The organism is Haloarcula sp. Atlit-47R, assembly GCF_003665985.1.
Classification (GTDB): domain Archaea; phylum Halobacteriota; class Halobacteria; order Halobacteriales; family Haloarculaceae; genus Haloarcula; species Haloarcula taiwanensis.
This window is the reverse complement of record NZ_QPLQ01000003.1, coordinates 57,835-77,660: the sequence shown is the minus strand read 5'-3', so window position 1 is coordinate 77,660 and position 19,826 is coordinate 57,835. Positions and strand designations below refer to the sequence as shown.

Genomic DNA, 19,826 nt, shown 5'->3' with positions numbered 1-19,826 from the left:
AGCCATATGGAAATCGAACTGGAAATTAACGGTGTGGAACGGACTGTCGACGCATCGAAATCCGATTCGCTTCTCGATGTCCTTCGACGGAACGGGTACACCGGCGCGAAGCGGGGATGTGACACCGGCGCGTGCGGCTTCTGTACGGTACACGTCGACGGGGAGCCGGTGAAAGCCTGCGTCGAGCCGCTGACGAAAGTGCAGGACGCATCCGTCGAGACAATCGAAGGGCTTGGTACACAGGACGATCTGCATCCGGTGCAACAGGCATTCGTGGAGAATACTGCGCTCCAGTGTGGGTTTTGCATTCCGGGAATGATTATGCGCTCGACGGCGCTACTGGAAGCGAACCCGGGCCCGACCGAACAGGAGGTTCGGGAAGCGCTCTCGGACAATCTCTGTCGGTGCACCGGCTACAAGAAAATCGTCGAAGCGGTGCTGGACGCCGCCGAAAAGATGGACAGCGGGACAGCCGTCGCCGCGGACGGTGGACGGGCACTCGATAGCGACGACGGCGTCACCACCGAGGCCACGTGTTCACGCACCGACTGCGGCTGCATGGAGGGCGAGCAGTGAGCGATTCCGACCGGGTCCAGGAGACAGGCGAGCAGCCCGACAGGACAGAGAGAGAGGCAGCGGAGTCTGCCGAAGCCGAGAAGGAGGCAGCGGCAGACATCGCACGCGAACCCGACCGGAAAGCCGAATCCGAGCGCGACGCGATTACCGTGAACGAAGAGAAAGACGACGCACGGAAAATTGTCACCGGGCAGGCCCGCTACACGGCGGACTACCGGGACCGGTTCCCGGACCTCGCTCACGGGAAAGTGATTCGCAGTGACATCCCTCACGGCTACGTCGAATCAGTCGACACCAGCGACGCCGAGGCGATGGACGGCGTCGACGCCGTCATCACGCCGTTCGACGACGTGGTTCCGGACAAGCTGTACTCCAGTTCGGGACAGTCCTACCCCGAGCCGAGTCCGTGGGATCTGAAAGTGTTGCGTGAACACGTCCGCTTCGTCGGTGACCCGGTCGCCGCAGTGGCAGCTGACGACCCGGAAACGGCCGACCGAGCCGCACGGAAAGTCGAAGTCGAGTACCAGGAACTGGACGCCGTCTTCGATCCTGAAGAAGCACTCGACGAGGACCCGCCCCAACTGTTCGAAGCCGACGACGTGGAGAACAAGCAGTCAGGCGCAGACTACAGCCGAAACGTCGAATCACACTTCGAAGGGGAACTCGGTGACGTTGACGCGGCGTTCGAACGAGCGGAGAGTGAAGACGACCGGCACGTCATCGAGACAGAGTGGGAGACACCGTACCAGTCCCACTGCGTTCCGGAACCGCACACGACCATCGCGTACACGGACGAGGACGACCGGCACACGTTCATCACAGCGACGCAGGTCCCCTTTCACACCCGTCGCCAGATAGCCCACTTGTTCGACATTCCCATCCGTGACGTGCGGGTGAAGAAACCGCGAATTGGCGCTGGATTCGGGTCAAAACAGGAGATGGCAATCGAGCCGATAACGTTCGCACTGCATCTGGCAGCCGACCGGCCGGTCAAACTGGAGATGAGCCGACAGGAGGAGTTCACCGCGCTTCGCTTTCGACATCCGATGCGGATGCGGATGCAGACCGCAGTGACTGACGACGGCGACATCGAGGCAATGGACCTCTATACGCTGTCGAACGCAGGGGCCTACGGGACCCACGGTATGACCGTCGCGAACAACGTCGGAACGAAGCCGCTCCCGCTCTATCCACGCGTCCCGAACGTCCGCTTTTCCGGTGATGTGGTGCATACGAACCTTCCGATGGGGGCAGCCATGCGAGGGTACGGCGCGCCGCAGGGCCATTTCGCCGTTGAGGCACACATGGACGAGGTGGCCCGCCGCCTCGACTTCGACCCCATCGCGTTCCGTCTCCAGAACGCGGTTCGGGAGGGTGACCGCGACCGAAGCGTCGCCATTCTGAAAGACGATGACCGGTTCACCCGGACGATTCGCTCGTGTGGCATCCGCGAGTGCGTCAAGCGCGGCAAGGAAGCTATTGGCTACGACGACCTCGAACAGCCTGACGAGGACCACCGCAAGCGCGGGGTCGGCATGGCGCTCATCGCCCAGGGAAGCGGCGTCGCGGGAAAGGAACTCGGCGCGGCACAGGTGCAGATGAACGAGGACGGGAGTTTCCACCTGCAGGTCGGCGGCGTCGACACCGGCACGGGCGCGGACACGATGTTCTCCCAGATTACCGCAGAGGTGCTGGGCTGCACGCCGGACGATGTCGTCGTCATCGCCGCCGACACCGACCTGACGCCGTTCGATTACGGCGCGTACGCCTCCTCGACGACGTACATCAGCGGTCGAGCGGTGAAGAAGGCCGCCGAAGACGCGAAAGAGCGGGTGCTGGAATGGGGGTCGAAACTGCTCGACGAGCCCCCGGAAGCGCTCGACACCGGCGACGGCGGCGTGTACAGCGAGCAGACCGGGAGCCGCGTCTCGCTGGCAGAGATCGGCTACGAGGCCGCCTACGGCGACGACGAGCGCGAACACATCCTCGGGGACGGCAACCACTCGACCGACGAGAGTCCACCGCCGTACGGTGCGCAGTTCGTCGACGTGACTGTCGATACGGAGACCGGCGAGTACGAACTCAACAGACTGGTGTTCGCGGCGGATTGCGGCGTCGCCATCAACCCCGCGCTGGTCGAAGGCCAGATTGAGGGCGGTGAGCACATGAGCCTCGAATACGCCACGAGCGGCGACCTGACCTTCGACGAGGACGGGAACCCCGAAGTACTCGGCTTTCGACAGTACGGGATGCCGCGGACGACGGACCACCCAGAAATGGAGACCATTCTCGTGGAAACACACGAACCCACGGGTCCGTTCGGCGCGAAGTCTATCGCGGAACTCCCGACAAACGGGGTCCCGCCAGCGCTTTCGAACGCGATCCGCGACGCCGTCGGCGTTCGGCTGACCGAGCTACCGTTCACTGCAGACGACCTGAAGGCGGCACTCGACGACCAGTCTGCCGATGGTAGATAGGTTTGTTTCGGGCAGTTTTCTTCCGTGTAATATCACACACGGAGTGTTTTTTCGGTGTGTCGAGCAAACTATTAAGAGCTGGTCGGGAAAACCTCGACAGTATGGCGTACATCGGTTTTCTGCTGACAGGGGGTCCCTTCGACAGTGAGCGGTGGCGTACCGCCTACGAACTGGGGCGGGCGGCGCTGGACCAGGGTCACGAGGTGAGTTACTTCCACTACCTCGACGGCGCGCTCGTTCCTGTCGCGGACCAGACCCTGCCGGGCTGTTCGGACAGCGGGCTGTACGACGAGATGCCGACAGAGAAGTTTCAGGAACTTATCGCGGACGGCGCGGAGGTTATCTGCTGTGGACTCTGTGTCGACGCACGCGGCATTGACGCGCCCGCCGACTACCCCGATGGCGTCGAAGTCGGACTGCTGCCGGACCTTGCGGACATCATCGGCGAGGTCGACCGGGTGGTCTCGCTATGAAACAGGATGTCGTCGTCCTGCTTACCCGTGCGCCGTGTGGACGTGTCCATATCCCGGAGGGGCTGCGCGCCGCCCGTGGTATCGCGGCCGGCTTCGACATGCACGACGTGACCGTGATATTCACACAGGACGGCGTGTACGGCGCTCGGGAGGCCGTCGACCGCAACGCGCTCAACATGAGCGGGCACGTCGCCGATCTGGAAGAACAGGACGGACAGATGGTCGCGGACGGCGCGGCGATGGCCGAGCGCAGTATCGAAAAGAGCGAAATCGACGACGACGTGGCCGTCTGGTCGGACGACCGCGTTACCGCCCGCATCCGTGACGCCGACCGAACACTGGACTTCTGACAATGCTGTATCTCATCGACAAACCGATGGCGGAAATCGGGCTGCGTACCGCCGCCGGGGACCCCGAGGCACGCGTCGTGCTGATTCAGGACGGCGTCTACCTCACGCCGGATATCGACGCCTCCGTCTCAGCGGTCGCGAGAGACGTAGACGTGCGTGGCGTTTCACTCCCGCCGGACATCGACCGGATATCCTACGACGACGTGGTCGAGTGCCTCGTCGAACAGGAGGTCAAGAGCTTCGTATGAGTCTGTTCGAACGGCTCGACGAACTGGCCGCGCAGGGAGAACCGGCAGCACTCCTGACTATCGTCCGCAAGGACGGCAGCGCACCGCGAGACGTAGGGGACAAGATGATAGTCACAGGCGACGACGAGTACGGGACCATCGGAGGGGGCACGGTCGAGCATCTCGCCGTACAGGACGCCCGGTCAGTGCTTTCAGGAGCCGACGACCCCGGCGTCCGGACGTACGAACTCGAACCCGGCGGCAACACGGGAATGGTCTGTGGCGGCGAGATGGACGTGTTCATCGACCGGGTTCGCGGGCAGGCACGGCTCTATATCGCTGGCTGCGGCCACGTCGGCGTCGAACTGGCCCCGCTGGCCGAGCGACTGGGCTACGCCGTCACCGTGGTCGACGACCGCGAGGCGTACGCCGATCCGGGGCAGTTCCCCGACGAGACGGACGTAATTCACGGCGGCTACGGCGACGTGCTCGGCGACCTCCCAATGGGGACGGAGACGGCGGTGGCTGTCGCGACGCGAAGCGGGACGTTCGATCAGGAGGCCGTCGCAGCGGCGCTGGACGGTGAGGCCGGCTACGTCGGCCTCGTCGCCAGCGAGACAAAGGCCAATCACGTCCTCGACTCACTCGCCGAATCGGGCTACGCCCGTCGGGAACTCAGCCGGGTCCGAACTCCGGTTGGACTCGACCTCGGCGGGAGCGGCCCGGCCGCCGTCGCGCTCTCGATCCTCTCCGAGGTCACCATGGACCGCCACGACGCCACCGGTAAGCGGTCGACACGACTGAACCTCGACGACCTAGTCGTCGTCCGCGGCGGCGGCGACCTCGGGAGCGGCGTGGTCTATCGCCTGCAGCAGGCTGGCTTTCCGGTTATCGTCACAGAGGTCGAACAGCCAACGGTAGTCCGGCGGGCAGTCGCCTTCGGCGCTGCACTGTACGAAGACGAAGTGACGGTCGAGGGACTCACTGGCCGGGCAGCAGCGGACATCGACGAGGCGCTTGAACTGCTTGCCGACGATGTCGTCCCGGTCCTCGTCGACCCTGAGGCGGCCGTCGCCGACGAACTCAACGCTGCAGTCCTCGTCGATGCTATCATGGCGAAAGGGACGTTCGACACCGGCACGCGACGGGGAGACGCCGACGTAGTGATTGGGATGGGACCCGGTTTCGAGGCCGGCGAGGACGTGGACGCGGTCGTCGAGACCGACCGCGGGCACGAGCTCGGCCGGGTGTTCTACGAGGGGGCAGCGAGCGAGTACGACGGCGAGCCCGGCGAGCGGCGCGGCTACACCCACGAGCGGGTGCTCCGTGCACCGACCGACGGTGAGTGGACCCCCACGGTCGCCATCGGCGATACTGTCACAGCCGGCGATGTGGTCGGCACGGTCGGTGAACTGCCGGTCGAGACAGAGATAGACGGGCTGGTTCGCGGCCTCGTTCACGACGGCCTCAGCGTCAGTGAGGGCACTAAGCTCGGCGACGTCGATCCCCGTGGCGAGTCTGTCGACCCAACGAAGATTTCCGACAAGGCACTGTGTCTCGGCGGTGGGGTGCTGGAGGCAGTGCTCCGGTTGCGGTAGCAGGCTCCTACTTGACGTTATGAACGAACTTCTTCAATAGTCGGGTCGTCAATCGTGACGCCGCGTCCGGCCGTAACGCGGCCGACAGCTCGATAGAACACGCCGGCGTCGTCGAACGCCGATTCGACGGCAGCAGTCGCAGCCGGTGGGACGGAGACGAACAGGCCGCCGCTGGTCTCCGCGCTCTCTCCGTCAGTTAGCCCGTATCCGAAAAGCGTCGAGAGACCGGGCGTTCCTGCGATGACCGGGAGGTGCGTCAGTTCGATACCGACATTCGAGCGGGCGGCCATCACGCGGCTCTGGCCGGCGAGGCCGAAGCCGGTAATGTCGGTTGCGGCGGTTGCATATTCGCGGCACGCGACCATTGCGTCCCGGTTCGTAGTCGTCATCCACGCGATGGCTTCCGAAGCAATACTGTCGAGCGGGCGCTCAGCGGCGTCGGTGACTATCTCAACGAACTGCTCGTCGGTTACGCGGGTCGCCCCCATCGCCGGTTGCGTCCCGAGCGGTTTGGTCAGGTAGAGTCGGTCGCCGGGGCTAGCCCCGTGTGAAGTGAGCAGGGCGTCGGGTCGTGCTGTCGCCGAAATCGCTCCGCCGGCGAAGGGCCACGGACTCATGATGGTGTGGCCACCAGCGATGACGCCGTCCATCGTGTCCAGCGCGTCAGCCATGCCGGCGAGGATGGGCGCTGCGCTCTCGGTTACGTCTCGCGGGAGGCCGAGAGTGACCAGACAGTCGATGTTCTCGACCGCACCTGTAGCGAACGCATCGCTAGCGGCATTACAAGCGGCGATACGACCGAAGTCGTACGGGTCGTCGACGATAGGTGTGAAGAAATCCACCGTCGAAACCAACGCGATATCGTCGGTAAGTTTCCGGGCAGCGGCGTCCTCGCCGATGCCGAACAGCAACGAGTCGTTCTCACCGGTGAGGCCGGCATCGGCGAGCAGCGAATCGAGGTCGCTCTGGCCGACTTTGCAGGAACAGCCGTGGAGTTCGGTGTACTCCGTCAGGCGCGTCGTCTCGTCGTCCGCAGTCGGAGCGTCGGTTCCCACACTCAGGCCTCCGATAGCGACGCCATCTCGGTCACCCGGAGTTCGAGTTCGAACTCGTCGGACTCGCCAGCGGTCTCCGCTGTCGTCACGTCGATACCGTGCGTCGTACACATCCTCCGGAGATTCTCTTCAGCGGGGGGGTAATCGCCCCGCACGACGAGCGTCTCACCGGTATCGAGATCCGAAAGCGCCTGTCGGACGATAAGCGCCGGACGGGGACAGATTTCACCACGAACGTCTACGCGAGCCATACCGGTACGTGTGTCATCATGTCACAAAAACACTATCGCCGCCACATACCGTTGCCCCGGTAAGCTATTTGTGTGTCTTCCGCGGAGCGACCGTATGCATCTGGCTGCTGCGCTGGGCTTGGGGTCCAGCGCCGCTGTCGCCTTTGTCGGGGCCGGCGGAAAGAAAACCGCGATGGGACAGTTGACGGTGGAGGGCACCGACGAGAGGTACGACGTGGGCTACACGACGACAACGGCGATGCCACCGCCGTCTGACCTGCCGCTGACGCTCATCGATCCGGACGCGTGGCGCGCTGACCTCGAAGCACACGACCCACCAATTGCCGTCGCTCGCGAGGAAGTACCCGACCCGGCGCGAGTTGACCGGAAGGTTCGCGGATTGGAGGCGAGTATAGTAGAACAACTATCCAGTGTTGGACTGTTCGACTGGCTCCTCATCAAGGCTGACGGGGCACGCAAGCGAGAGTTCAAAGCACCTGGAGATGGGGAGCCAGTCGTCCCGAGCACGGCCAGCCACGTCGTCCCGGTCGCCTCGGTCACCGCCGTCGGTGAACCGCTGACGACGGATGTGGTCCATCGGCCGGAGCGGGTCGCGGACATCACCGATATCAATGTTGGCGAGACGATCACGCCAGACGCTGTCGGAACAGTGCTCACACATCCCGACGGTGGCCTCCGAAACGCGCCAGCCGGGGCGTCTGTGATACCGTTAATCAACAAAGCGGATACCGAGCCACAGCAGCGGACCGCCAGAGACGTACTCACGTACTCGCTTTCACAGACGAAGCGGTGTTCTCAGGGCGTCATCACGTCGTTCACCTCCGATATCTGTGAAGTCGTCTCAGCAGCAGATCTGCAAGAGGAAGAGAGCGATGGCTGACTTCGTGGAAACAGCCAGTCTCGGTTCGAGAGGAAGGTAAGTATGAACTGTCAGGACCATTCCGGAGTCGGCGGTGTTATCCTCGCCGCTGGTCGGAGCGCACGGTATGGACCGGGTAACAAACTGCTGGCGACTATCGACGGAACGGCGGTCGTCCGACAGGTGGCCGAAACCGCCAGCCAATCATCATTGACGGACGTTGTCGCCGTCCTCGGCTACGAGGACGAGGCTGTCGCTGAGGCGCTCAATGGACTCTCGCTGTCCCACCGCCACAACAGCGATTACGCGGCAGGCCAGAGTGCATCAGTTCGACACGGCGTCGAGTTCGCCCGTTCGGCCGACTGGGACGCCGCCCTGTTCCTGCTTGGCGATATGCCGTTCGTACGCGTCGAAACCATCGAGACACTTATCGAAACGTACCGTACAGGCTCGGCAAGCATTGTCGTTCCCAAATACGATGGGCAGCGGGGTAATCCGGTGCTTTTCGACGGCTGCCACTTCGATGCCCTCGCCTCGGTCTCCGGCGACCGCGGTGGCCGAGACGTCATCGAAGCCAACGAGGAGACAGCGTTCATCGATGTTGCAGACCCTGGCATCCACTGGGATATCGACACTGCTGCAGACCGTGCCGAGTTCACCGACCGCCGCGACGGCCTGTGAATTTAAGATGCTGATGGTGGAACTCCAGATTGATGAAACGGATACTCAGCACGACCGATGCTCCCGATGCGGTCGGCGCGTACAGTCAGGCAACGACGAACGGCTCGCTCGTGTTCACCGCGGGCCAGATTCCGATGACGCCCGACGGCGACCTGCTCGACGACGAACCGATAGCGACACAGGCCGAACAGGCGCTATCGAACGTCGAAGCGGTGCTGGCTTCCGAGGGGCTTGCAATGAGCGATGTGTTGAAGGTGACCGTCTATCTCGACGATATCGACGATTTCGAGGCGATGAACGACACATATGCTGGCTTCTTCGACGACGCGCCGCCGGCCCGGAGCGCAGTTGAGGTCGCTAACCTGCCAAAGGGTGTCGGCGTCGAAATCGAAGCCATCGCAACGAGCGAGTAAGGGCACCCGCCGAGGGCCACTCAGGGCTTTTGTTCCTGTGCGGACTTGCGCTCGTCTTCGAGGTCCATCTCCAGCCCCATCGTCGAGGCCCGAGAGCGGACGGCGTCGGCGTCGATAGTCGTTACGTCACCGTGTTCCATGAGGACGTTCCCGTCGACCATCGTGAACCGAACGTCGTCGCCGTGTGCCGCAAACACCAGGTGGGAGAGCACGTCGTGCAGCGGCGTCGCGCGCGTGAGGTCCGTATCGAGACCGACGATGTCAGCGCGCCATCCCTCCCGAATCGCGCCGAGTTCCTCGAACCCAGCGGCTTTCGCGCCGTTTCGCGTCGCCATCTCGAAGATTTCTGCCGCCGGCGTCACCGTCGGGTCCAGCTGGTCGACTTTCTGGAGGAGACTCGCCTGTCGCATCTCGGTGAATGCGTCGAGCGTGTTGTTACAGGGCGGGCCGTCGTTGCCGATAGCGACGTTGATACCGCGGTCGCGATAGTCCCAGACGGGCGCGATGCCGCTGGCGAGTTTCATGTTTGATGACGGGCAGTGTGTGACGTGGGTTCCCGTCTCAGCGAGGACTTCGCGCTCGCTCTCGTCGGTCCAGACACAGTGCGCAAGGACCACATCCTCGCCGGTGAGTCCCACCTCGTCGAGCCAGTGGATGTTGCGCATCCCGGTATCCTCTTTCACCGTCTCGATTTCGCTCTGATTCTCACTGGCGTGGGTGTGGATGCGGACGCCGTCGTATTTATCCGCCAGTTCGCGCACGCCCCGGAGACAGGCCTCACTGCAGGAGACGGCAAAACGCGGGGTGACGGCGTACCGGATCCGGTCGTTGTAGGCACCGTGATACTGCTGAATGAGTCGCTCGGATTCGTCCAGTGCGGCCTGTGTCTCCTCTAGCAGGCCGTCCGGTGAGCGCTGGTCCATCAGCACCTTACCGAGCACGCCACGAATACCGATCTCGCCCGCTGCTTCGAAAGCGCGGTCCGCGTGTGCGACCGAGAGGTGGTCGATACAGGTCGTGGTCCCGCTTTCGATCATTTCCAGATAGCCAAGTTTCGCCGCGACCTCCATCTCCGCAGCGGTCAGGGAGGCTTCCATCGGCAGAATGTAGTCGAACAGCCAGTCGAGCAGTTCCGTGTCGTCGGCGATGCCGCGGCCGAGACTCTGTACGGAGTGGATATGGCCGCCGACGAGTCCCGGCAATAACACGTCGTAGGACTGGTGTTCGTGATCGGCGTACTGCGATTCGAGTTCGGCCCGTAAACCAACAGCCTCGATACGGTCCCCGGAGACGACGACCGCCCCGTCCTGCAGGACAGTCTCGGAATCTGCAACGACAGTCCCAGTGAGTAGCATACGTTCTGCAAGACGGTCTCTGTATAAAGAAGGTCCTCATATAGGGGCGACCACCGAGTGCAGACAAGCCGGGCACAGACGTGTGGCACTCCGTGTGTCGCGTGTGGTTCGCGGTGGTCTCACGTTTTCGGGCCGTTTCGTGTCCGTTTCTCACGGGTGATGTATCTGGTGAGTCGGGTCTGGGTACGAAACGAATCCACGCTGGCAAGTCGCTGAACGAGTCGAGTGTTTGTCTCGTACTGCTCAGTAAACAGTTCGGGATACTCAGACAGTAGCCTGTCGCCGGTGTCGATTATCTCCTGGGGGTCGGCCTGCATGGGTGTGAGAATCGCGGAGTATAGCTGTTAACTGCTTTGCTCACAGACGTACCACGGCGTGTCTCATACTGTTGGCCATCCCTCTTGCGGGAGATTTGCGGCCCCCGGGGTGGCGCAATACATCACAGGCCGACGGATGAAAGTGTCAGGTATCCATCGACGGCTTTGGCGGCGTGTGTCGCTTGTGGCGCGTGCTGGCACACCACTGAATCGTACGCTCGACGACAGATTCGCCAACACCGACTTTGTCGGCCACCATCGACGCGGAATAGTCTCTATCAATCGCGAAGTGGAGGATGCTATCGAGAGCTTGCTGGTCTATGCCCAGTTCCGCGGCATCGGTTGCACCAGTGTCTTTCACCGGATGTGTGGACTGGTTGAGGAGGTCCGATGGGACCGCAAGTGCAGCAGCCAGGGACTCGATCTCAGTCCGATAGAGATCGCCAAACAGTGAGAGATCCACGCCGTTCTCGCCGTGTTTCGCAACGGAGCCCAGCAGCCGGTCAGTCCGTGAGACCGTCCCGACGACCAGCTCATTTTTGCTGTTTGCGACGTAGTACTTACACGCCATTCGGACGCGCTCGCTGGCGTTTTGCATCGCCACGAGGTCGTCGGTCGGCTCACCGGTCTCACCGACGGCTCGTTGGAACGCCGTAAGCACTGGCTGCAGATGGATTCGGTGACAGTCGATGTCAAGCAGCGACGCGACGGTTTCAGCCGTCCGGGCAGGTCCTTCGTCGCTTAACTGTACCGGCATCACGAGTCCAGTCACGTGTTCGGCCCCGATGCCGTCGACGGCCAATGCCGCCGCAACCGCCGATTCGACACTGCCGTCAAGGGGCACGACAAGTCCATTGGCCTCCGCGTCGATGAGCTTCTTTTCCAGAAACGCTGGGAGAATCCCCTGTATCCGTCTCGTCGCTGCCGTCGACGTCGCCAATCCGTGTTGCTCACGCGGGAGTTTGAGCGTACGAGGGTGCGTTGATTTACTCACTGCTACGCTCCCGCCTCCGACAGACACACGGAGATGCGACTAACGAAACGCCTGCATCCAACCGGCCTAATCATACTGTGACGTAGGTCACTGGTACGGTATAACTGTTGTCGACAAACGTCATGGGTGTCTTCGGAAGCCTCGATATTCCTTATATCCGACGAGAGAATATCCACTAGGATACCGAGAATGCTACTCAGTGTCGAACCCGTCCGGGTATATGAGTTGAGATACGCTACACGGTACTCAGAGTGTTGTACAGAGTGCAGATCCCGGATCGGGCGAAGAGGGGGCCTTTCGGAGAGGGCGCTCATCTCGGCTCCCGCCAGACCAGTTCTGAAAGCTATAGTAGCCATTGGAAATCAATACACACCTGATCGCACGATGGCAGTGCGAAGTGTGTAAATCGTTTCAGTGTTACTATAGACCAGATCCACTGGCAATGAGCTAAGACAGGTACCGCGCGGTTCGCTACGTCGTGAGTTCGGTCGTTTCGATGGACTTATCCGTAACAACCAGCTCTCGGTTGACAATCCAGTCGACGAGCGTACTGCTGTCAAGCTGGTCCGAGATGACACCACCGTCCGCAGTGTAGCGTCTGATTTTGTAGGAGTCCATCGCGTTCCGGTTCTCGGTGACAGCTTCGACAGCTTCGATTCGCTCGTCAGTCACAGTGTTGCGATACGTGACGCCGGGAACAAAGCTGACGGTCGGGACAGCAGTCGGACAATCCCAGTCGAACTGCTTGTGGTACTGGTCGAACTGCCAGACAAGACGGGCAGCGGAAGGCTCTGTTTCGACCGTCTCAGTAGTTGCCGTCTTCAGTGTCCGGTCCCAGTAGTCCATCACGCAGGATTTGAGATCCGCCCCGAGCTGTCCCTCGATCATCTTTTGTTCGATTGGATACCGCAACTCGATAGCTACGATGGCTTGGCTGTCAAGGTGGGTGAGACACCGCTGGCACTCCATCTCAAACACAGAAAGACCAAGCGGCCGCTCGGCTGTGAGATGGACGAGTTCGTTCCCGCAGTTTGGACACCACAGGAACAACACATCGTCGTGACTCCCAGTCAGTTCCGCCAGCACAGTCAGGTCGTCGAACGCTTTGTCGATGTCCGCATCCTGTGACTGGGTGGACTCGCCTATCGCAGTGTTGGAGTCCTCGTCCGCGTACTTCGCGATTTTGCGGTCTTTCAGTATTGTTTTGATAACCGAATCGTACGATGAATGCGACTCCGCGTTCCGTATCTTTCTCAGCTTTTCTTTTGTCCAGTCTTTTACCCGTATGCTCGCCATTTGGCGGAAGAGTATGCCAAACACCCATAGTTCCTTTGTATAATTGTCCTAAAACTTGAGTTACACCTAGGAGTGTCCAGTCGTTTCTCAGACAACAGCGGTGTGCAGCCGAGCAAGAGACTGGGCGTCGATAATGAGATTCAAGGGCGAGAGAACTCAGTCAGCCGACGCCGCTTTCTCGTTCGCAACAGACCACTGTGTCGGGTCGATCTCGCGTCCGTCGAACGCAGTGTATTCCGGGTACGCAGTGAATACTAGATACTCGGTGCCCTGCCGCAAGTACTCGATGAGGGTGTGCAGATTGTCGTCATCGAGACCACCCAGCCCGTCAACGAGCATGAGCGGGACAGTGTCGCTAACGTCGAACGACTGGCGGCCGGCCAGCGCTGCTACAAAGCCGATGAGTTCGAGTTCCCCTTCGCTGAGGGCATCTAAGCTCGCTTCCTGGCCGTCGCGAGCGACCACGATATCGAAGTCAGCGGTGAGGCGAGCCGTTTCGAACCCCGTCCCAAATCGGGAGAGGATGTCCTGCATCGCGGTGTCGAACGCTTCCCGTGACTCACGCTTGATTCGGTCTTTCCGGTTTCGAAGTTCCGCGAGGTCGTCCCGGAGCGATTCGAGCTCAGTCTCGAGCGTGTCGACGCGGGCCGCTCTCGTTTCGAGCTGCGCCAGTTCGTCGGCAGTGTCTTCGAGCTCAGCCTCGCGGTACTTGATCTCACTTTCGACATCCGAAAGCTCCGCCACAGCCGCATCAACGTGGTCGGAAAGCCGCTCTACGTCCTCTTGAGCCTGTTCAAGCCTGTTTCTGGCTGTATCGAGGCTCTGTTTCCGGTCGGCCAGCGTCGTTTTCAACTCAGCGATATCTTCTTCTAAATCGGCCTTTCGCCGGCGAGCCTGACTAATTTCCTCGCGCTGTGTTTCCAGTTCCTCGACAGTATCTCGGTAGGTCTCCTTCTGTGCGCGAAGCGCTGTGAGTTCGCTTCCGATTGTGTCCAGTTGGTCAGACAAATCTGCTCGTGTGGTCTCACTGCCGCAGGTCCAACAGGCGACGGTGTCCCCGGCGATATCCCGCTCCACCTCGGCCAGCAAGTCGAGCCGGTCTTCGCTGAGTACCATCTCGGTGGCCGAGTACACAGACTGGAGCACCTCAGCGTCGCGCTCCACCTCCGAGAGCCGTTCCCGCGCCTCCGAGAGCCTGTCTTCAATATCATCGTACTCCGGGATTTCGAGGGCGTCGAGGGCGTCTTTGCGGTCAGAGAGACGCTGTTCCGTCCGCTCGATACTTTGCTCCAGTCGTTCGACGCGGTTCTTGGCCTGATTCTGTTCAGTCCGTGCTTGACTGAGCTGTCGGCGCACGGACTCAGAGCTGTCGTCGCTTCCCGCCTCGTCGTCGATTGTCTCGCGTCTGGCCCGCAGGTCTTCGATTTCGTCTTCCAGTCGTATCACTTTCTCCTGAACGCTTGGAATCCGCTTTTTCGCTTCGCGAGCCTGCGTGAGTTCCGTTTCAATCTGTTCGCGCTCCCGCTGTAACGTCTCGATCTGTGAGTCGATATTCTGGAAGTCGAGCGGCTGCAACAGCACGTCCTCCAAGTTCTCTCCTGCTCGGACGGCACGGCGGACCTCGTTTCGTTCGTCCAGGCACGCAAACAGTTCAGCGCGGATCACGTCGTACTCGTCACTGAGATACGGTTCACCCCGTCGGACCACGGTACCGTTCTCACGGCTGAGCGTCACATCGTAGGCACCGGTTGGCGTTTCGAGATGCACCGCACCGTCATCCGCCCCTTCAGTCAGTTCAGTAGAAGTGCCAAGGGCCGTCTTGATAGATTCGATGAAGCTCGATTTCCCCTGCCAGTTTGAGCCACGGACAACATTCAGTCCCGGTTCTATCGTCGCCGATCCGTCGAGTATCCCCGCGATTCGTTCGATTTCGATGGTCCAGCTCATGAGTTGTGTGCTGACAGGTTCGCGCTCCGGTGTTGCTTGCAGACGTACCCACGCTCAAGTGCGACAGCAAACGGAACACGGGTCGGACAATCCGGGCATCCGAGTTGTATCTGAGCCTCTATCTCCGCGGTGTCACCGCCGTCGATATCGCCCTTCTTCGCGAGCGAAGACAATGCTGTTTCGGCCTTCTGTTCGGCGACAGTTTTGGCCGTTGCCACACTTTCGCGCTCCCAGTTCTTTGTTGCCTCCCGGGGCTCTTTTTCCCCGTCGAGGCACTCGTTGAGATGCGTCCGCATCGTCCCCCACGAAACCATGTCATTGCGGATCGATGCACCCGGAATGCCAGTCGCCTGGAGTCGCTCTATCAGTTCGTCTCGTTGCAGATCGTCTTTGCCCCGTAATGTCTCGTAGTCACTGTCTATGCGGGTATCGAGGGCGTCACGCCCGTGTTCAGTGTAGACTTGTTTAAGAAGTCGTTTGTTGAACCACGCTGTCAACGACCGATACCCCATTTCGGTTCGGTCATCAGCACCAGTCCAGCGTGCGAGCAGCCCATCGTCGAGGGAGTCATAGACGGGGTCTGCCGACGCCAACGCGTACTTGTCGATGACCGCGTCTACTTTGCAACCGGAGTCAGCAGCCATTGTCCAGTTGTTCCGGCCTGCTCAGTAATAGTTTTTGACGGCGCGTGGCCACAGTCTGCTGTGCGTCGACGCTCCATATAAAAAGATACACCCTTAGTGTGTGATTTTGACACTGAGCTACAAAAATAAAGACGGAGTTTGTCTGCCAGCCACCATCGATGTAATATATGTGTTATGTATTCGGTAATGAATTTTACCTGATGTGTTAGCGGCACTAGTACACGTCCGCAATACGCGATACCGTATTCGTTTTTCAGTCACCTTCCGCAGAAAGGCTGTATTGAAGACAGACCACCACTCACCGGAAATGGATAATGAAAGGGTACTTTGAGTCTTCCAAGATTTCCAGACAGAGACCGGTCTGAGAGGAGAGGTCAACTAGAGCCACTGGTGCGAAAGTTGTCGTATCCATACACATTCTAAACGATAAGAACTGTTCACTTGCTTGTCAGGAGCCGACTTTTCCAAGAGAGACAGCTGCTAGCAGACGTAGAATCATGGCGGCGTTGTAACCAAGTCAAACGTTTATACCCTCTGTCTCGTAATTGATGTAGTATGCGGAAGTTGGCCGGTGAAACCGGGCCGGCATCAGCGGACAGTGGGACGGTCGCTTCGAGAATCAAGGTACTGTTAGTCGATGACTACGGGGAGTTCCGGCGGACGACAGCGGAGCTGCTGGAACACGAAAACGACCGTATCGATGTCATCGAGGCCGCAAGTGTCGAGGATGCACTCAGCTACTTCGATTCCGAGTCGATCGACTGCATCGTCAGTGACTACGAGATGCCCGAGACTGACGGGATTGAGTTCGTAGAGACGGTGCGACAGTCTAACGGAGACCTCCCGTTTATTCTGTTGACAGGCCAAGGGAGCGAGAAACTCGCCAGCGAAGCGGTTTCCGCTGGCGTCACTGATTACTTCGTCAAAGGTGGCGGTCCGGAGCAATACGCAGTGCTCACGAACAGAATCGAGAACGCGGTCGAGTCATACCGGTTCCGCCGAGAAACTGCGCGGCTATCACGGATTAACTCACTGTTCCGGGAGATTAATCGGCAGGTACTACGGGCCTCTACAGCAGAGGAAATCAAAGAAGCCGTCTGTGAGATTCTTACCAGTTCGGACGCCTACCAGTTCGCCTGGATTGGCGAGAAGGACGAATCGGGTGATATCGTCCCCACTGCGGGCGGTGGGGACGCCTTCGAATACGTCGAAGCAATGCTCTCTAAATACGGCCGCTCGGCGTTCGACGACGGGCCGTTCGGCCACGCTATCGAAACCGGCGAACATCAGGTGATGTCCGACATCCGGGTCGAATCGTCGGGCCAGCCCTGGCGCGAGCTCGCATCGGAGTACGGTTTCCGATCGATGATCGTCCTCCCGATCCAGTACACGGGATCAGTGCCGAGTGTCATTTCGATATACGCGGACACACCATACGCTTTTGACGAGGCGGAGCAGACCGTGCTGTCAGAGCTTGCGGAGATCGTCGCTGACGGGCTCCATTCAACAGCCACGCGTGCCGAGCTCGAAATGCGCGAAGAGGTCCTGCGGACGATTACCGAAGTGTTCACCACGCGAGAAGGGGCGCTACGAGAACAGATAGCTGAACTCATGCAAGTGGGCCGCAGCGTACTGGGAACCGAGTATGCGACGCTGTCGCAGATCAATGGGATGGAATACGGTTTCGAAGTGCTTCAGACACCTGACGAAACGATCTTTTCGGGAGGGACCATTCCGTTGTCAGAAACGCCCTGTGCGAAGGTTATTACGAGCGAAGAGACGGTCGTGATGACAGATATCAATGCCGAATGTGGCGGCAGTGGTCGAGACCACATATGGGACGGCGAAGTCAATCGGTACCTCGGGACGCCACTCACTGTTGGCGAGAGTATCTACGGGACGCTCTGTTTCTACGGATCTGGGGGCAGCGGAACCGGGTTCTCGGACTGGGACGTGACACTCGTAGACCTGCTGAGCAAGTGGGTCGGAAACGAACTACAGACACAGCGGGCGGAGATGGGCTTTACGCAGTTGTACGAAACGGCAACGGACCTCTTGGGTGTGACATCGGAAGAGGAAGCCGCGAAGATCGTCGTCTCCCGGGCGCGCGATATCATCGGGCTCCCCGAGGTTGTGCTGTATACGTTCGACAGCGATACGAACGCTTTCCGCCCGCTTGCGGCCACGGATACCGAAGGGCACAGAGCGATTCCGGCGGACGACGATAGCCCTGTGAGTTCGGCCTTTTTCGCCGAAGAAACGATAGTACGTGACGAGGAGTCGACCAGTGATGCGAATGAACAGGCCATAGCTGACGGGAAAGCCGTGTTCGTCCCGCTGGGGGACCACGGCGTCCTTCGGGCAGGTGACACCACCGGCGGCGTGTTCGATACCCAGACGCACCGGATTACAGAGCTCCTCGGGGCGACGATTCGAACGGCGTTCGATAGGCTAACCTACGAGACGGAACTCGAGGACAGGCAGCGCGATCTTGAGCAACAGACGGTTCAGCTTGAGCAGATGAATCGGTTGACGGAGCTAAGCCAGAAAATTCACGAGCGAGTGCTCAGGGCAGACAGTCGCTCCGAAATAGAGCAAGCGGTGTGTGATCAGTTGGTCGCGTCAGACATCTGTTCGTTTGCCTGGATCGGCGAATACGAATCCGATAACGATCGAGTCACACCACGGACGTGGGCAGGAACCGACCGTGGTTTTTTGCAAGAATCCCGCACACCCTCGAATGAGACGCCGCCTCCACCAGCAGTCCAGACAGCCCGGACTAACGAACAGACGCTGAACAACAACATCGCGGACGGCCTCAGGGGCAAAGGGTGGCAACGACGGCTACTGGAACGAGGGTTCCAGTCAGTCGTCAGTATTCCACTTAGCTATCAGCAACTCTCCTACGGCATCCTGACCGTATACGCGAAAACGCCGGACACTTTCGATCTGCCGACACAGTCGGTACTCGAAGAGGTGAGTGAGACCGTCGGATACGCCATTAATAGTATTGAAACGAAGCAAGGGCTCGTCGCAGATCGGGCCGTCGAACTCCAGTTGGAAGCAACGGAGTCCGACGATATCATTCATCGGATCGCGGGCATCGCCGATGCAGAGGTCACATTCGAGGGTATCGTTCCACAGGGAGAGACCAGCTGTATCGTGTTTTTCAGCACTGACGCTTCCCCCGATGACTTACAAGCGTGTTTGGACACCCTCCCCCGACTTGAGCGATTAGAGTGTTTGACTGATACAGAAGACACGAGGTTGTTCGAGGCGGCAGTATCGGGAACACAGCTTGCACTGACAGTCGCCGAGCAGGGAGGGGCCCCGCAGTTACTCCGGTCCGACGGTGAGACGCTAGAGATACAGCTTGAGGTCCCACAGACTGTCGATATTCGCCAGCTCATAGCCGAATTACGGCGTTCGTGTCCAGATATCGAGCTCGTGAGCCGTCACAAGCGGGAACGTGGTGTCCAGACCCGCGAGTCATTCCACTCGGAGCTGACGGCACAGCTAACCACCCGACAGTTCGAGGTCCTGCTTGCAGCCTACTATAGCGGGTTCTATCAATCTCCCCGAGACAAGACCGGACAGGAGATCGCCGATACACTCGATATATCACAACCAACGTTTAGCCATCATCTTCGGGTCGCTGTCCGGAAACTACTCGAACAATTGTTTAGCGAAGGTGGAACGACCCAGCATCTAGATAGTTAGCGTCTGTAATTTCAGTTTGCTAGTCTGATAGAGTATATCCTGATACGGTAGCACGTCCATACAAGGAATAATGAGTCTGGAGTGGAACGAGACAGAAACTGTCTTCTGGGCAAACCAGTACGAATCACCGAGTGAAGCGATTGTGACCGCGATAGCAGCCAAAGAATCCGTCACAGAAACGAGCCTCCCACCGTTATATAATCAGATCGACCCGGATGCCCTCGACGCGCTCGTCACAGGGCGGTCCAACGACGATATACAGATCAGTTTCACATACAGTGGGTACACCGTTCGGATCCGAGACAGCGAGACAATCGAGATCACGCCCACGTAGCTGGCTGGCAACTTCCTACTGTTCCTTCAGCGAGTACATAACCAGTGTCGTATATCCCCGATATATTATTAATAGGATACTACGTAATTTCTGTCTGCTCTCGGTAGAATCTGATAGTACAGTTCTAATACTTATATATGTATTAATAGAAGCAGATCCAGGGTCTGGTAGTGTGAATCAGAGGGGTGTCTCAACCGAGCACAAACTTACCGTACGGCGCTTTCGCCTTCATACTTACATGTTATCTATACTCAATTTT

General features: G+C 59.8%; 19 protein-coding genes. 11 read left to right on the top strand and 8 right to left on the bottom strand.

The window, feature by feature from the left end:
* Positions 1–6: 6 nt before the first annotated feature.
* The 6 genes from DVK00_RS12625 (at position 7) to yqeB (ending at position 5,701) form a co-directional block, all read left to right on the top strand.
* Entirely contained in the window at positions 7–576 is a 570-nt protein-coding gene (locus DVK00_RS12625; protein WP_101351693.1) for a (2Fe-2S)-binding protein, read from the top strand.
* Positions 573–3,053 (top strand): xanthine dehydrogenase family protein molybdopterin-binding subunit, encoded by a 2,481-nt coding sequence (locus tag DVK00_RS12620; protein WP_121577802.1) that lies wholly within the window; start codon positions 573–575, stop codon positions 3,051–3,053. Before DVK00_RS12625 ends, DVK00_RS12620 begins: the two co-directional genes overlap by 4 nt.
* A 101-nt stretch (positions 3,054–3,154) precedes the next feature.
* Positions 3,155–3,526: a DsrE/DsrF/TusD sulfur relay family protein gene (locus DVK00_RS12615; protein WP_101351691.1), complete on the top strand. Its 372-nt coding sequence runs from the start codon at positions 3,155–3,157 to the stop codon at positions 3,524–3,526.
* The gene (locus DVK00_RS12610; RefSeq protein ID WP_101351690.1) at positions 3,523–3,876 is read left to right on the top strand and encodes a DsrE family protein; all 354 of its coding nucleotides are present in this window, start codon (positions 3,523–3,525) and stop codon (positions 3,874–3,876) included. Before DVK00_RS12615 ends, DVK00_RS12610 begins: the two co-directional genes overlap by 4 nt.
* 2 nt (positions 3,877–3,878) lie before the next feature.
* Positions 3,879–4,124, top strand: coding sequence for a DsrH/TusB family sulfur metabolism protein (locus tag DVK00_RS12605; protein ID WP_101351689.1), 246 nt, complete (start codon positions 3,879–3,881; stop codon positions 4,122–4,124).
* Positions 4,121–5,701 carry a selenium-dependent molybdenum cofactor biosynthesis protein YqeB gene (yqeB, locus tag DVK00_RS12600; protein WP_101351688.1) on the top strand — a complete coding sequence of 527 codons (1,581 nt, stop codon included), beginning with the start codon at positions 4,121–4,123 and terminating at the stop codon, positions 5,699–5,701. Before DVK00_RS12605 ends, yqeB begins: the two co-directional genes overlap by 4 nt.
* Positions 5,702–5,718: 17 nt before the next feature.
* Here the strand turns inward: yqeB and selD are convergent, their stop codons facing one another.
* On the bottom strand, positions 5,719–6,756 hold the full coding sequence (selD, locus tag DVK00_RS12595) for a selenide, water dikinase SelD (RefSeq protein ID WP_101351687.1): 1,038 nt from the start codon (positions 6,754–6,756) through the stop codon (positions 5,719–5,721).
* A gap of 2 nt (positions 6,757–6,758) precedes the next feature.
* Complete coding sequence (locus tag DVK00_RS12590) at positions 6,759–7,007, bottom strand: sulfurtransferase TusA family protein (protein WP_011222658.1); 249 nt, start codon at positions 7,005–7,007, stop codon at positions 6,759–6,761.
* A gap of 94 nt (positions 7,008–7,101) precedes the next feature.
* Between DVK00_RS12590 and yqeC the strand changes: the two genes are divergently transcribed.
* The 3 genes from yqeC to DVK00_RS12575 are packed head-to-tail and all read left to right on the top strand — an operon-like array spanning position 7,102 to position 8,960.
* A complete protein-coding gene (gene yqeC / locus DVK00_RS12585; RefSeq protein WP_121577801.1) occupies positions 7,102–7,887 on the top strand; it encodes a selenium cofactor biosynthesis protein YqeC in 786 nt (261 codons plus the stop codon).
* Positions 7,888–7,929: 42 nt separating this feature from the next.
* Positions 7,930–8,547 (top strand): nucleotidyltransferase family protein, encoded by a 618-nt coding sequence (locus tag DVK00_RS12580; RefSeq protein ID WP_121536939.1) that lies wholly within the window; start codon positions 7,930–7,932, stop codon positions 8,545–8,547.
* Positions 8,548–8,579: 32 nt separating this feature from the next.
* Positions 8,580–8,960, top strand: coding sequence for a Rid family detoxifying hydrolase (locus DVK00_RS12575; protein WP_101351684.1), 381 nt, complete (start codon positions 8,580–8,582; stop codon positions 8,958–8,960).
* A gap of 20 nt (positions 8,961–8,980) precedes the next feature.
* Here the strand turns inward: DVK00_RS12575 and DVK00_RS12570 are convergent, their stop codons facing one another.
* The 6 genes from DVK00_RS12570 to rdfA all read right to left on the bottom strand — a co-directional run bounded on the left by DVK00_RS12570 (position 8,981) and on the right by rdfA (position 15,513).
* Entirely contained in the window at positions 8,981–10,315 is a 1,335-nt protein-coding gene (locus DVK00_RS12570) for a 5'-deoxyadenosine deaminase (RefSeq protein WP_101351683.1), read from the bottom strand.
* Positions 10,316–10,434: 119 nt separating this feature from the next.
* Positions 10,435–10,632 (bottom strand): 30S ribosomal protein S17, encoded by a 198-nt coding sequence (locus tag DVK00_RS12565; RefSeq protein ID WP_101351682.1) that lies wholly within the window; start codon positions 10,630–10,632, stop codon positions 10,435–10,437.
* A 145-nt stretch (positions 10,633–10,777) separates the two neighbouring features.
* Entirely contained in the window at positions 10,778–11,626 is an 849-nt protein-coding gene (gene nadE, locus DVK00_RS12560; protein WP_198560271.1) for an NAD(+) synthase, read from the bottom strand.
* 471 nt (positions 11,627–12,097) lie between these two features.
* Positions 12,098–12,922, bottom strand: a complete 825-nt coding sequence (locus DVK00_RS12555; protein ID WP_121577800.1) for a hypothetical protein — start codon at positions 12,920–12,922, stop codon at positions 12,098–12,100.
* Between the two features lie 156 nt (positions 12,923–13,078).
* The gene (locus tag DVK00_RS12550; RefSeq protein ID WP_121577799.1) at positions 13,079–14,869 is read right to left on the bottom strand and encodes an archaea-specific SMC-related protein; all 1,791 of its coding nucleotides are present in this window, start codon (positions 14,867–14,869) and stop codon (positions 13,079–13,081) included.
* Positions 14,866–15,513, bottom strand: a complete 648-nt coding sequence (gene rdfA / locus DVK00_RS12545; RefSeq protein ID WP_101351678.1) for a rod-determining factor RdfA — start codon at positions 15,511–15,513, stop codon at positions 14,866–14,868. Before rdfA ends, DVK00_RS12550 begins: the two co-directional genes overlap by 4 nt.
* A 555-nt stretch (positions 15,514–16,068) precedes the next feature.
* On the opposite strand from rdfA, the gene DVK00_RS12540 reads away from it, so the two are divergent.
* Positions 16,069–19,233, top strand: coding sequence for a GAF domain-containing protein (locus DVK00_RS12540; RefSeq protein WP_121577798.1), 3,165 nt, complete (start codon positions 16,069–16,071; stop codon positions 19,231–19,233).
* A 70-nt stretch (positions 19,234–19,303) separates the two neighbouring features.
* Positions 19,304–19,567 carry a HalOD1 output domain-containing protein gene (locus DVK00_RS12535; protein WP_101351676.1) on the top strand — a complete coding sequence of 88 codons (264 nt, stop codon included), beginning with the start codon at positions 19,304–19,306 and terminating at the stop codon, positions 19,565–19,567.
* The last annotated feature ends 259 nt before the right edge of the window (positions 19,568–19,826 follow it).